The sequence below is a fragment of the Streptomyces subrutilus genome (assembly GCF_001746425.1).
Classification (GTDB): domain Bacteria; phylum Actinomycetota; class Actinomycetes; order Streptomycetales; family Streptomycetaceae; genus Streptomyces; species Streptomyces subrutilus_A.
In genome coordinates this window covers 1,386,976-1,400,158 of the sequence record NZ_MEHK01000001.1, presented here as the reverse complement: position 1 = coordinate 1,400,158, position 13,183 = coordinate 1,386,976, and the positions used below count along the sequence as shown (strand labels likewise).

General features: G+C 74.9%; 13 protein-coding genes. 9 read left to right on the top strand and 4 right to left on the bottom strand.

The annotated features are described in order from the left end of the window. Positions 1-66 precede the first annotated feature (66 nt). The gene (locus BGK67_RS07260) at positions 67-1,086 is read right to left on the bottom strand and encodes a DUF8017 domain-containing protein (RefSeq protein ID WP_069919136.1); all 1,020 of its coding nucleotides are present in this window, start codon (positions 1,084-1,086) and stop codon (positions 67-69) included. 96 nt (positions 1,087-1,182) lie between these two features. Here BGK67_RS07260 and BGK67_RS07255 point away from each other — a divergent pair, with 96 nt between their 5' ends. The 5 genes from BGK67_RS07255 to BGK67_RS40920 all read left to right on the top strand — a co-directional run bounded on the left by BGK67_RS07255 (position 1,183) and on the right by BGK67_RS40920 (position 5,698). Beyond that, positions 1,183-1,635 (top strand): DUF4442 domain-containing protein, encoded by a 453-nt coding sequence (locus BGK67_RS07255; RefSeq protein WP_189973593.1) that lies wholly within the window; start codon positions 1,183-1,185, stop codon positions 1,633-1,635. A 103-nt stretch (positions 1,636-1,738) separates the two neighbouring features. Continuing rightward, positions 1,739-1,939, top strand: coding sequence for a type II toxin-antitoxin system VapB family antitoxin (locus tag BGK67_RS07250; protein ID WP_069919135.1), 201 nt, complete (start codon positions 1,739-1,741; stop codon positions 1,937-1,939). Between the two features lie 139 nt (positions 1,940-2,078). Next, positions 2,079-4,586, top strand: a complete 2,508-nt coding sequence (locus BGK67_RS07245; protein ID WP_069919134.1) for a glycoside hydrolase family 3 protein — start codon at positions 2,079-2,081, stop codon at positions 4,584-4,586. A gap of 58 nt (positions 4,587-4,644) precedes the next feature. After that, on the top strand, positions 4,645-5,319 hold the full coding sequence (locus tag BGK67_RS07240) for a DedA family protein (protein WP_069919133.1): 675 nt from the start codon (positions 4,645-4,647) through the stop codon (positions 5,317-5,319). A gap of 109 nt (positions 5,320-5,428) precedes the next feature. Then, on the top strand, positions 5,429-5,698 hold the full coding sequence (locus BGK67_RS40920) for a hypothetical protein (protein ID WP_347878451.1): 270 nt from the start codon (positions 5,429-5,431) through the stop codon (positions 5,696-5,698). 71 nt (positions 5,699-5,769) lie between these two features. Here the strand turns inward: BGK67_RS40920 and BGK67_RS07235 are convergent, their stop codons facing one another. Beyond that, a complete protein-coding gene (locus BGK67_RS07235) occupies positions 5,770-6,321 on the bottom strand; it encodes a gamma carbonic anhydrase family protein (protein ID WP_069919132.1) in 552 nt (183 codons plus the stop codon). Between the two features lie 131 nt (positions 6,322-6,452). On the opposite strand from BGK67_RS07235, the gene BGK67_RS07230 reads away from it, so the two are divergent. Continuing rightward, on the top strand, positions 6,453-7,271 hold the full coding sequence (locus tag BGK67_RS07230) for an acyltransferase (RefSeq protein WP_079154062.1): 819 nt from the start codon (positions 6,453-6,455) through the stop codon (positions 7,269-7,271). On the opposite strand, the gene BGK67_RS07225 is transcribed toward BGK67_RS07230, so the two are convergent. Continuing rightward, on the bottom strand, positions 7,268-7,702 hold the full coding sequence (locus BGK67_RS07225) for a CoA-binding protein (RefSeq protein WP_069919131.1): 435 nt from the start codon (positions 7,700-7,702) through the stop codon (positions 7,268-7,270). The two genes, BGK67_RS07230 and BGK67_RS07225, sit on opposite strands and share 4 nt — an antisense overlap. A gap of 121 nt (positions 7,703-7,823) precedes the next feature. Here BGK67_RS07225 and BGK67_RS07220 point away from each other — a divergent pair, with 121 nt between their 5' ends. From BGK67_RS07220 to BGK67_RS07210, 3 genes are all read left to right on the top strand, one after another. Further along, positions 7,824-8,450: a YigZ family protein gene (locus tag BGK67_RS07220; protein ID WP_069919130.1), complete on the top strand. Its 627-nt coding sequence runs from the start codon at positions 7,824-7,826 to the stop codon at positions 8,448-8,450. A gap of 84 nt (positions 8,451-8,534) precedes the next feature. Continuing rightward, on the top strand, positions 8,535-9,704 hold the full coding sequence (locus BGK67_RS07215; RefSeq protein ID WP_069919129.1) for an exonuclease SbcCD subunit D: 1,170 nt from the start codon (positions 8,535-8,537) through the stop codon (positions 9,702-9,704). Then, the gene (locus tag BGK67_RS07210) at positions 9,701-12,712 is read left to right on the top strand and encodes an AAA family ATPase (RefSeq protein WP_069919128.1); all 3,012 of its coding nucleotides are present in this window, start codon (positions 9,701-9,703) and stop codon (positions 12,710-12,712) included. The genes BGK67_RS07215 and BGK67_RS07210 overlap by 4 nt, the downstream gene beginning before the upstream one ends. Here the strand turns inward: BGK67_RS07210 and BGK67_RS07205 are convergent. After that, a complete protein-coding gene (locus tag BGK67_RS07205; RefSeq protein ID WP_069919127.1) occupies positions 12,702-13,148 on the bottom strand; it encodes an Lrp/AsnC family transcriptional regulator in 447 nt (148 codons plus the stop codon). The two genes, BGK67_RS07210 and BGK67_RS07205, sit on opposite strands and share 11 nt — an antisense overlap. Positions 13,149-13,183 lie beyond the last annotated feature (35 nt).

Below are 13,183 nucleotides of genomic sequence, written 5' to 3'. Positions count from 1 at the left end.
AGAATCCAAACGGATTGCCGGCCCGGGGAGAGAGCGGGGAGGGGATCGGCGGGAGAAGGGGGCCGGTCAGCCGCCGGACAGGCGGACCGTGCTGAGGATCTTCTCCATCGTCTCCTTGCTGACCTCGTCCGGGACTCCGGCGGCGCTGTAGAGGATCCAGCTCGCGAAGTCACCCTTGGCGTTCTTGAAGGCGAAGGCGATGGACTTGCCGTCGGAGTCGCACTTGCTGTCCTTCGCGAGGCCGCTCACCGTCGCGGTCGCCATGTGCCCCTTGAGGCCGGAGGCGCTGGTGTACTCCTTGGCTTCGGAGATCTTGGTGACCTCGATGGGATGCGGCTGGCCGTAGCCCCCGTACGCCCAGCTGCCGGCCGCGTTGCGGGAGAGCTCGGCGGTGTCCTTGGCGCCCTGGCCGCCCTTGGTGCCGGTGCCGGCCAGGGACGTGGTCTCCTCGCGGCCGTCCTTGTTGGAGTCGACCTTGCACCAGTCCTCCTTGAGGTAGGCCGGCGCGGACATCATGACGAAGGCCGAACCGTCCTTCTTCGCCTCGTCCTCGAAGCCCACGGACATGCCGGAGCCGAGTACGTTCCACTCCGGCGGGACCTCGAAGGCGGTGCCGTGCTTGGGGTTGATCACCACCTTCCACCCCGGCACCGTCGGCTTGGCGTCACCTTCGGCCCGCGGGTTCGGGCTGGTGCCCGCCGGGGCGGGCGCGGCGGACGCCGGGGCGGAGGCGGAGGGCTTGGCGTCGGCCTCGTCGGTCTTCTTGTCGTCCCGGGTCAGGACGAACGCTCCGGTCGCGGCCGCCGCCACGACCACCGCGGAGGCCGCGACGATCGCCACCGTCTTCGTCTGGAAGGGGCTCCCGCCGCCACCCGGCTGCCGCTGGGGCTGCTGGGGCTGCTGAGGCGGCCCCCACTGCTGGCCGGGAACCGTCGGGGGCTGCTGGTACCCGGGCTGCTGCGGGTATCCGTACCCGGGCTGCTGCTGGTACGGGTTCGGCTGTCCCGACTGCTGCTGGTAGGGGTTCTGTTGCGCGTCCTGGGGGTTCTGCTCGCCCCCGGGCGGCTGCTGCTGTCCTGGCCACATGGCCGGTAACGATAGTGGGAGGGGGAGCCGTGAGCCACGCCCGCCCCCGTCCCGGCTCTGGCCAAGCGCATCTACTCGTGGGTAACATCGCGTGCCATGAGCGCAGATCAGATGAACGTGGGCGAACTGCTCGCCGCGACGGTACCCATGGCCCGGACCCTGAACCTCCAGTTCCTGGAGACCACCCCCGAGCGCGCGGTCGTCCGCCTCCCGGACCAGCCCGACTACCACAACCACGTCGGCGGCCCGCACGCCGGTGCCATGTTCACCCTCGCCGAGTCCGCGAGCGGCGCGATCGTCCTGGCCGCCTTCGGCGACCAGCTCTCGCGCGCCGTGCCCCTCGCGGTGAAGGCCGAGATCGGCTACAAGAAGCTCGCCAAGGGCGTCGTGACGGCCACCGCCACCCTCGGCCGCCCGGCGGCGGAGGTCGTGGCCGAACTCGACGCGGGCGGCCGCCCCGAGTTCCCGGTCACCATCGCCATCCAGCGCGAGGACGAGGCCGTCACCGGCGAGATGACGGTGGTGTGGACCCTGCGCCCCAACGCGTGAGCACGCGGCCGCACTATGCCAGTCGTCAAAGTGGTGCCCGGCGCGCGACGCGCCATTGACGACAGGGCCTAGAGTCCCCCACACGACGATGGAGGGGGTACCCGTGGCCAAGGTCAACATCAGCCTCGACGCCGAGCTCGTGGTGGAGGTGATGGTGCTCGCCGGGGTCGGATCGCCGCAGGACGCGGTCGAGGCCGTCGTACGCGACTACATCGCGCGCGGGCACCGCACCGAGGCGCGCGTCCAGCTGCGGGACGAGCCCGAGCGGGAAGCCGACACCGCCCAGCCGCCGCCGCAGGGCTGAAACCCGGCGGCGCGGTGGCGCGTCCCGCCCGGGGCCGCGGGCGGCGCGGCGCACAGTGGGCGGGGGAGCGGTCCGGCGCGGGACCGCTCCCCCTCCCCCCGACTCCGTCCGGGGGTGCCCCCAGCCGCAGGGAGCGCCCATGAGCGAGGCCGTGTCCAGACGTTCCGCGATGCGGCTGCTCGCCCTGGTGGGCCTGGGCGCCGGCGGGTGCGTCGCGACCGTGCCGCCGGGCGCGCCGCTGCGTAGCGGAGCCACCCCCGCGCCGGCCCCCGAGCCCGCGAGCGCCGCCCGGATCGACTCCCTCCTGGAGCGGCTCACCCTCGACGAGAAGACCGCCCTGCTCCACGGCGCCCGGGACCCGGCCCCCCTCGGCCAGGCCGGCTACGTCCCCGGCGTCCCGCGTCTGGGCATCCCGCCCCTGCGCCTCGCCGACGGGCCCGCCGGGGTGCGCGTCGCACGGCCCGCCACCGCGCTGCCCGCACCGGTCCTGCTCGCCTCCGCCTTCGACCCGGCGCTCGCCCGCGAGTACGGCCGGGTCCTCGGCCGCGAGGGGCGCGCGCTCGGTCAGGACGTCCTCCTGGCGCCCATGGCCGACCTCATCCGCACCCCTTACGCGGGCCGGAACTTCGAGGCCTTCGCCGAGGAACCGCGGCTCACCGCCGACCTCGTCGCCGAGGTGGTCCACGGCATCCAGGACGAGGGGCTCATCGCCGCCGTCAAGCACTTCGCCCTGGGGACCCAGGAGCACGGCCGCGACACCCTCGACGTCGTCGCCGCCGAGCGGACCCTGCACGAGACCGCCCTACGGGGCTTCGAGGCCGCCGTGGCCGCCGGCGCGGGCGCGTTGACGGCCACGGACAACAAGGTCAACGGCGTCTACGCGGGCGAGAGCGAACCCCTGCTCGAGGGGGTGCTGCGCGGCGCCTGGGGGTTCGAGGGCTGGGTGATGTCCGACCGGGACGCCACTCACAGCACCGTGGCCGCCATCGGCGCCGGGCTCGACATGGAGATGCCCGGCGGCACCCGCTTCGGCGGCCCGCTGCGCGAGGCGGTGCGCGCGGGCTCCGTCCCCGAGGGCGCCGTCGACCTCGCCGTCCGCCGGATCCTGCGCACCATGGACCGCTTCGGGCTGCTGGCGGCCCGGCCCGCCGCACGCCCCTCGCGCGACGCGGCCGCCGGGGCGCGGACCGCCCGCAAGGTGGCCGCCGCCGGGGCGGTGCTGCTGCGCAACGAGCACGCCACCCTGCCGCTGACGGGCGCGGCGGCCCGCTCGATCGCGGTGATCGGACCGACCGGCCAGGTCCCCTTCGTCGGCGGCGGCGGGCGGGCCCACGTGGTCCCCGACGCGGCGGCCGCTCCCCTCACGGCCATCCGCCAGCGCGCCGGGAACGGCTCGACCGTGCGCCACGCACTCGGCGAGGACCTGTACGGCCGGGCCCTGCCGGCGGCCCTGCTGACGCCGCCCGCGGCTCTGGACGACCGGGCGGTGGACGCCGGGCGGGACTGGACGTACGAGGGCGAGTTCCGGCTCGCGGCGGACGACGAGTGGACCCTGCTCGTCCACTACACCGGGCAGCGGCCGGACGTGCGCCTGGACGGGCAGGAGCTCTTCCCCCTCCGGCAGGGTCCGGCGGAGGTCTTCACGGGCGGACTGCTCGGCTCCGCACCCGACGGGATGAGCGTGCGGCGCCGCACGGTTCCCCTCAAGGCGGGCGTCCACCGGCTCGCCGTGACCGCCCGGGGCGGGGAGCGGGGCCAGCGCTTCCGGCTGCGGCACACCACGAGGGCCACCCGGGCCGCGGACCTCGCCGAGGCGGTGAGGACCGCGAAGGCGGCCCGCAGCGTGGTCCTGTTCGCCTACGAGGACGCCACCGAGGGCACCGACCGGACCAGCCTGGCACTGCCCGGCGGGCAGGCCGCGCTGATCGAGGCGGTCGCCGCCGCCAACCCGCGCACCACGGTCGTGCTCAACACCTCGTCGAGCACGACGATGCCGTGGCTCGCCCGGACCGGGGCGGTGCTGCAGATGTACTACCCCGGCCAGGAGGGCGCGGGCGCCACCGCCGACATCCTCTTCGGGGACGCGGACCCGGGCGGCCGGCTCACCCAGACCTTCCCGGCCGACGAACGGGCGACGCCCGTGGGCGGGGACCGGCTGCTCTACCCGGGGGTGGGCGGCCGGCAGGAGTACGGCGAGGGCGTCCACGTCGGCCACCGCTGGTACGACGCGCAACGCGTGGCTCCGCTGTTCCCCTTCGGGCACGGGCTGTCGTACACCACCTGGCACTACGAGAAGCTGACCGTCCGGTCGGGCGCCGCCCAGGGGGAACCCGACGGACTGCGCGTGGAGTTCACCGTCCGCAACACCGGCCGCCGCAAGGGCACCGAGGTGGCCCAGGTGTACGTGGGCCCCTCCGCGCAGCTCGAGCTCGACCAGCCGGTGCGCGCGCTGGCCGGATACCGCCGGCTGACGCTCGCGCCGGGGGAGTCCCAGCGGGTCGTCGTCGACATCGACGCCCGGACGCTGTCGTCGTGGGACCCCTCAACACACGCCTGGGCGCTGGGCTCCGGCCGCCGCGAGGTGTTCGCGGGCCGTTCCTCGCGCGAACTGCCACTGAGGTCAAAGGCGGTGGTGGGGAGCCGATAGGCTGCCCGTCCGGCGGGTCACAGGGGGCGCGCCGGGGACGATTCTGGAGGACGTACCGGTGCACATCCAGGGATGGCTGGAGACGATTCCCGCGGTCAGCATCTATCTCCTCGTGGGTCTGGTCATCGGACTGGAGAGCCTCGGCATCCCGCTGCCGGGCGAGATCATCCTGGTCAGCTCGGCCCTCCTCGCCTCGCAGCACGGGGAGATCGACCCCGTGGTGCTGGCGCTCTGCGCGATCACCGGGGCCATCGTCGGCGACTCGATCGGCTACGCGATCGGACGCAGGGGCGGCAAGCCGCTGCTGGAGAAGCTCGGCCGGCGCTTCCCCAAACACTTCGGGCCGGACCAGGTGGCGCTGGCGGAACGCTCCTTCGAGCGGTGGGGCATGTGGGCCGTCTTCTTCGGGCGCTTCGTCGCCCTGCTGCGGATCTTCGCCGGCCCGCTGGCGGGCGTGCTGCACATGCCGTACTGGCGGTTCCTGACCGCCAACATCCTCGGCGGAATCCTCTGGGCGGGCGGCACCACGGCCGTCATCTACTCGGTCGGCATCGTCGCCGAGCCGTGGCTCAAGCGGTTCTCCTGGCTGGCGCTCGGGCTCGCGGTGCTGTTCGGCATCACCGTGACGCTGGTGGTGCGCAGCCGGATGAAGAAGGCGGCCGCGGCCGCCGGCGCCCCGGCCGAGGCCGCGGTGCCCGCCCAGCCGGCGGCCCCGGTCACGGTCGGCGACTGAGGGCGGAGCGCCTGGCGAAGGCGGCCGGGGCTCGGCGACGCGGCCCTGGTGGCGCGCCTGCCGGCCGAGCGCGGCGGCGGACGCCACGGCGCCGGGCGGCCGCAGGGCGCTGGACCTGGCGGTCTGCGCCGGGCACCCGGAGGTGGTCCGGCTGCTCTCGGCGGCGGGAGCCGATCCGAGCGCCGCGGCCGGCGAGTACGACGAGGCGACGCCGCCGCTCCTGGCGGCGATGCGCGGCGACACGGCCGTCGCCCGGCTCCTCCTCGACGCGGGCGTCGACCCGGGGGGGCCGCGGCCGGCTGCGCGGCGGTGGCGATGGGGAACAGCTGATCGCGCGCGGCGCCACCGTCACCGAGCGGACGCTGCGCGAGGCGCGTGAGGGGCACGAGCGGGCCGCCCGCCTGAACCGGGCACGCCCGTCCCGAGGAACGAGGCGGTCCGGTCACAGCACTAGGCCTCAGGTGTGACGGAGGCGCGGTGCTGCTTGGCCAGTTCCACGTACATCAGGGCGTTGATCCTGATGTGCTCGCGCTCCTCCTCCGTCAGCTCGCGCCGCACCTTGGCCGGGACGCCCGCGACCAGCGAGCCGGGCGGGACCACCATGCCCTGCGGGACCAGCGCCTGGGCGGCAACCAGCGAGCCGGCTCCGATCACCGCGCCGTTCAGGACGGTGGCGCCCATGCCGATCAGGCAGTCGTCCTCGACGGTGCAGCCGTGCACGACGGCGTTGTGGCCGATGGAGACGCGCTCGCCGATCGACACCGGGAACCCCGGGTCCACGTGGACCGTGCAGTTGTCCTGCACGTTGCTGTCCGCGCCAAGTGTGATCGGGCCGCAGTCGGCGCGCAGCACCGCCGAATACCAGATGCTCGCGCCGGGGGCCAGGGTGACCTCGCCGACGACGACGGAGGTGGGTGCGGCGAAGGCGGTCGGGTCGACGGACGGCTGCCTGCCGCCCACGCCCGCGATGAGTGCCTGGCCCTGCGTCGCGTGCTGCGTCATGATCTCTTCCTCTGTTTCCGGATGCCGCGCTACCGGCACGGTAGGGCACGCGCCAGGCCCGCCCCGCGATGGGGTGAAGATCACAGGATCGCGGTCCGGACGAGCGGCCCCCGGCGGACTACCGTGGCCGGGTGCCGAAGAACCAGAACACGTTCTCATCTCTGGCGGCCCTGCGCCGCCGGCTGGCGAGCCGCGCGGTCCACGCCGGCTGGCGGTGGATGCAGCAGGCCGGCGCGGTCACCGGGCAGACCCCGGGGCGGCTGCGGTTCGGCGCGATCGGGCCCGCCACCCGACTCGCCTTCCCGCAGGGCACCATCTTCGGAGAGCCCTGGATCCGGCTCGGTGACCACTGCATCATCGGCGAGCAGGTCACCCTCACCGCCGGGATGATGCCGGACCTCGACCTCGGCGCGGAGCCGATGCTCGTCCTCGGTAACGGGGTGGTCATCGGCCGGGACAGCCACGTCATCGCCGACGCCCCGATCAGCATCGGCGACGACACCTTCTGCGGGCCGGGGGTGTACATCACCTCCACGAACCACAGTTACGACGATCCGCACCAGCCCGTCGGCAGGCAGTGGCCGCGCAGCGCACCGGTGGAGATCGGCCCGGGCTGCTGGCTGGGCACCGGCGCGGTGATCCTGCCGGGCGCCCGGCTGGGCCGCAACGTCGTGGTGGCCGCGGGCGCCGTCGTACGGGGCGAGGTGCCGGACCACGCCGTGGTGGCCGGCGCCCCGGCCCGCGTGGTCCGGCGCTGGGAGCCGGAGACGGGCTGGCAGCCGCCGCTGCGCACCCCCGCGCCGGTGCCGATCCCCGATGGGACGACCCCGGAACAACTGCGCGGCCTGGCGGAGCTGACGGAGGCCGAGCTGGCGGAAGTCGAGCGGGCGGCGGCCGCAGCGGCGCCCGAGCCGGCGCGGGCCCCGCTCGCGGAAGCCGAGAAAGCCTAGGCCGTCTCTTCCGGATTACGAGGGGTCCGGAGCGCCGGGATCTCGATCGCCGGGCAGCGGTCCATGACCATGGCCAGCCCGGCCTCGCGGGTGCGCGCGAAGGCCTCCTCGTCGATCACGCCCAGCTGGAACCAGACGGCGTCCGCTCCGATGGACGCGGCCTGGTCGGCCACCTGCCCCGCCAGCTCGCTGTTCACGAAGACGTCCACCACGTCCACCTTGAAGGGGATCTCCTCCAGCGAGGCGTACCCGGGCTCGCCGTGCACGGTCTCCGCCTTGGGGTGCACGGGGACCACGCGCTTGCCGAACCGCTGCAGGACGCTCGCCACCCCGTAGGCCGCCCGGTCCCGGTTGTTGGAGAGACCCACCACGGCCCAGGTGTCGCCCAGTTCGGTGAGGATCTTGCGGATGGTCGCCGGATCGCCGTACACGTGTGCCGCCTCCTGCTGGTCAGCCCTGCTCTTCGGGTGCTGTCGGGCACCGCGCTCCCGGGCGCCGTGCCCTCCTGATCAACCGAAAGGACACCTGTCCGATTCCCCGTAGGGTGGAGCGGTGAAGGCAGACCAGTACGTGACGGTGTCCCGCGAGGGCGTGCACGAGTCCGAGATCAACCGCTCGCGCTTCCTGTGCTCGCTCGCGCCCGCCGCGACGGAGCAGGAGGCGCAGGACTTCGTCGCGCGCATCCGCAAGGAGCACCCCACCGCCTCCCACAACTGCTTCGCCTACGTGATCGGCGCCGACGCGGCCGTCCAGAAGGCCGGCGACGACGGCGAGCCCGGCGGCACCGCCGGGGCGCCCATGCTGCAGATGCTCATGCGCCGGGACATCCGGTACGCGGTCGCCGTCGTCACCCGCTACTACGGCGGAGTGAAACTCGGCGCGGGCGGCCTCATCAGGGCCTACGGCGGGGTCGTCGGCGAGGCCCTCGACGAGCTCGGCACCGTCACCCGGCGCCGCTACCGGCTGGCCACCGTCACCGTCGACCACCAGCGCGCCGGCAAGACCCAGAACGACCTGCGCTCCACCGGCCGGACCGTGGTGGACCTGCGCTACGGGGCCGCGGTCGAGATCGAGGTGGCCCTCCCCGAGGCAGACCTGCCCGCCTTCGAGTCCTGGCTCGCCGACAGCACGGCGGGCAGCGCCACCCTCACGCTCGGCGGAGAGACGTACGCGCCCTGAGGGACGGGCCGGACGCGTTAGCGTAGAGGGGTTCACGAGCGGGAGACCACCAGGGGGAGACGGTATGTGCGGCGAGGCCGGCGAGTGAAGTTCCTGCACACCTCCGACTGGCACCTCGGCCGGTCCTTCCACCGCGTCAACCTGCTCGGCGCCCAGGCCGCCTTCCTCGACCACCTCCTCGACACCGTCCGCGAGCACGAGGTCGACGCCGTCCTCGTCGCCGGGGACGTCTACGACCGGGCCGTGCCGCCGCTGCCCGCCGTCGAGCTGTTCGACCGGGCGCTGCACCGACTCGCCGCGCTCGGGGTGCCCACCGTGATGATCTCCGGCAACCACGACTCCGCGCGCCGCCTCGGGGTCGGGGCCGGACTGATCGACCGGGCAGGGATCCACCTCAGGACCGACCCGGCCGGCTGCGCCGACCCCGTGGTGCTGGCCGACGTACACGGCGAGGTGGCGCTGTACGGGCTGCCGTACCTGGAACCCGCCCTGGTCAAGGACCAGTTCGACGCGGAGAAGGTGAGCCACGAGGCCGTGCTGGGCGCGGCCATGGACCGGATCCGCGCCGACCTCGCCGCCCGTGCGCCCGGCACCCGCTCCGTCGTCCTCGCCCACGCCTTCGTCACCGGCGGGCAGGCCAGTGACAGCGAGCGCGACATCTCCGTCGGCGGGGTCGAGGCCGTGCCCGCCTCCGTCTTCGACGGGGTGGACTACGCGGCCCTCGGCCACCTCCACGGCTCCCAGACGCTCAGTGAACGGGTCCGCTACTCCGGCTCCCCGCTCGCCTACTCCTTCTCCGAGGCCGACCATCGCAAGAGCATGTGGCTGGTCGAACTGGGCGCGCAAGGCGAGATCGCCGCCGCCGAGCGGATCGACACCCCCGTACCGCGGCCCCTCGCCCGGCTGCGCGGCCCGCTCGAAGACCTCCTGGCGGACCCCGCGCACGCACGGCACGAGGACTCCTGGATCGAGGCCACCCTCACCGACCCCGTCCGCCCCGACGACCCCATGGCCCGGCTCGCCGCCCGCTTCCCGCACACCCTCAGCCTGGCCTTCGAGCCCGAGGGCCGCGAGGAGGAGTCCGCCGCCTCCTACGCCCAGCGGCTCAAGGGCCGCAGCGACCAGGAGATCGCCGAGGACTTCGTCGCCCACGTACGCGGCGGCGGCCACCCGGACGAGGCCGAACGGGCCGTCCTCCAGGGCGCCTTCGACGAGGTACGGGCCGACGACAGCCGTCAGGAGACCCACCGATGAGGCTGCACCGGCTCAAGGTCACGGCCTTCGGACCCTTCGCGGAGCCCCAGGACATCGACTTCGACGCGCTCTCCGGAGCCGGGATCTTCCTGCTCCACGGGCCCACCGGCGCCGGGAAGACCTCCGTCCTGGACGCCGTCTGCTACGCCCTGTACGGATCCGTCCCCGGCGCCCGCCAGGCTCCCGGCACCAGCCTGCGCAGCGACCACGCGGCCGCCGGCACCCCCACCGAGGTCACCCTCGAACTCACCGCGGGCGGCCGCCGCCTGGAGATCACCCGGCGCCCCGAGCAGGACCGGCCCAAGAAGCGCGGCACCGGCACCACGAAGGACAAGGCCCAGAGCCTGCTGCGCGAGTACACCGCCGAGGGCTGGCAGCCGCTCAGCCGCTCCCACCAGGAGGTCGGCGAGGAGATCGAGCAGCTGCTCGGCATGAGCCGCGAGCAGTTCTGCCAGGTGGTGCTGCTGCCGCAGGGCGAGTTCGCGCGCTTCCTGCGGGCCGACGAAGGCGCGCGCGGCCGGCTCCTCGGGCGGCTCTTCGACACCCGCCGCTTCGCCGCCGTCGAAGCCCTGCTCGGCGAACGCCGCCGGGCCGCCGAGGCCAGGGTGCGCGCCGGCGACGAGAAGGTCCTGCACACCGCGCAGCGGCTCGCCCAGGCCGCCGGGGACAGTGCGGACCTCCGGGCCTGGCCGCTGCCCCGGCACCAGCCGGGCGACCCCGGGCTCGCCGAGGCCGTCCGGATCTGGGCGGCCGTCGCCCGCTGCTCCGCGCGCGAGCGGCTGACCGTGGCGGAGTACGCGCTCGCCGCCGTCGAGGGCCGGCACGCCGCCGCCCGGCGGGCGGCCGAGGACGCCCGGGAGCTGGACCGGCTCCAGCGGCGGCACGCGGAGACCGCCCGCCGGGCCGCCGTCCTCGCCGAGGCCGCACCCGAGCGGGAACGGGTCCGCGCCCTGCTGGACCGGGCCCGCCGCGGCGCCCTCGTGGCGCCCGCGCTGGAGCTGCGCGGGGCCGCCTCCGCCGGACACCTGGCCGCCGCGCACGCGGAGGCGGCCGCCCGCGCCGCCCTCCCGGCGTCGCTGAAGGAGGCCGGCACCGAGCAACTGGCCACCGAGGAGCAGCGGCTGCGCGAGGAGCTCGGCGCGCTCGGCGCCGCCCACCGCGCCGAGCAGCGCAGCGCCGAGATCGGCCGCGAGCGGGCCGACCTGGAGCGGGAGGCCCGGGCCGCCGAGGAGCAGCACCGGGAGTCCGCCGAGTGGCTCGAGCGCTGGGAGGAGACCCGGGCCGCGCTGCACGCCCGCGTGGACGCCGCCCAGCAGGCCGCGACCCTGGCCGAGCAGCTCGCGGGCCGGCTGGAGCCCGCCCGCCTGCAGCTGAACGCCGCCCGGCGGCGCGACGAGCTGGCCGCCGCCGCGGAGCGCGCCGCGGCCGAACTGCTCCGCGCGCGCGAGCAGTCGGCCGCCGCCCGGGAGCGCTGGCTGGAACTCAAGGAGGCCCGGCTGCGCGGGATCGCCGCCGAGCTCGCCGAGGCGCTGGTGGCCGGCGAGGCCTGCGCCGTCTGCGGATCCTCGCAGCACCCCGCTCCGGCCCGGCCGGCCCCGGGCCACGTGGACCGGGCCGCGGAGGACGCCGCCCACGCCCGCTTCGAGCAGACCGAGCGGGCCAAGGCCGCTGTCGAGCGCCGGCTGGCCGCCGACGAGCAGTCCCGCGCCGAGGCCGCGGCCGTAGCCGCGGACGCCACCACCGCCGAACTCCTCGCCCTGACCGCGGACCTGAGCTCCCGGCACGCCGCCGCGCACGCCGCGGCCGCCGGGCTCCACACGGCCCGCGAACGGCTCGCCCGCGCCGAGCGGGAGCATGCCGCACGCAGCGCCGACCGGCTCGACGCCGAGCGCCGGGCCGCCGCCCGGGCCTCCCACCGCGAGCAGCTCGACCGGGAACAGGCCGCGCTGGAGAAGGAGCTCGCCCTCGTGCGGGCCGACGCGCCGACCGTCGCGGCCCGTGCCCGGACCCTGGAGGACCGGGTCCGCATGGTCTCGGCGGCCGCGGTCGCGCTGCGCCGGGCCGAGACCACCGCCGCCCGGCTGAAGGAGGCCGACGACCAGCTCGCCGACGCCGCCTTCAAGGCGGGCTTCGACACCATCGAGGCCGCCGCCGACGCGGTGCTCCCCGAGTACGAACGCACCGCCCTCCAGCACCGGATGGACGCCTGGCAGGCGGAGGAGGCCATGCTGGCGGACCGCCTGGGCGAAACGGACACGGCCGCGGCGGCGGCACTGCCCCCGGCCGCACCGGAACGGGCCGAGGCCTACGCGGCCCAGGCCGCGGCGAAGCTTCGTACCGCCGGGTCAGCCTTCGACGCCGCCCGGGTCCGCTGCGCGGAGCTGGACCGGCTCTCCCGGCAGGCCGAGCAGGAACTGCGCGCCCTGGGCCCGCTGCGCGAGGCCTACGAGCGGGTGGCCCGGCTGGCCGGGCTCACCGCGGGCACATCCGCCGACAACGAGCGCAAGATGCGGCTGGAGGCGTACGTCCTGGCCGCCCGCCTGGAGCAGGTCGCCGCCGCCGCGACGGTACGGCTGCTGCGCATGTCCGGCGGCCGCTACACCCTGGTCCACTCCGACGCGAGGGCGGGCGGACGGGGCCGGTCGGGCCTCGGGCTGCACGTGGTCGACGCCTGGACCGGCAGCGAACGGGACACCGCGACCCTCTCGGGCGGCGAGACCTTCTTCGCCTCGCTGGCCCTCGCGCTGGGCCTGGCCGACGTGGTCACCGACGAGGCGGGCGGCACGCGCCTGGACACCCTCTTCATCGACGAGGGGTTCGGCAGCCTCGACGAGCAGGCGCTGGACGAGGTGCTCGACGTACTGGACTCGCTGCGCGAACGGGACCGCAGCGTCGGCATCGTCAGTCACGTGGCCGATCTGCGGACCCGGGTGCAGGCCCAGCTGGAGATAGTCAAGCAGCGCGGCGGCTCTGTGGTGCGCCACCGCACCCCGGCGCTCACGGACTGAGCGGCCTGCGGGGGAGCGGCGAGGAGTAGACGACGCTGGTGGTCACCGGTCCGAGGCCCGCGATCCGGCCGGTGACCTCCTCCAGGTGGCCCATCGAGCGGGCGGCGACCTTGAGCACGAAGCAGTCGTCGCCGGTGACGTGATGGGCCTCCAGGATCTCCGGGGCGGCCTCCAGGAAGTCGTGGAACGGTTTGTAGTTGCCGTGCGGGTAGCGCAGCCGGACCAGGGCCAGGATCGACTTGCCGAGCTTCTCCGGGTCCACCACCGCCGTGTAGCCGGTGATGATGCCGACCTCCTCCAGGCGGCGTACCCGCTCGGTGACGGCGCTCGCGGACATCGACACCGAGCGGGCGAGCTCGGTGAAGCTGGCGCGGCCGTCCCGCTGGAGGGCTTCGAGGATCCGCCAGTCGGTGGCGTCAGGGGAATAGTCGGTCACATCGCAGGTCTAGCAGGGGAATCCCCGGCCCCACA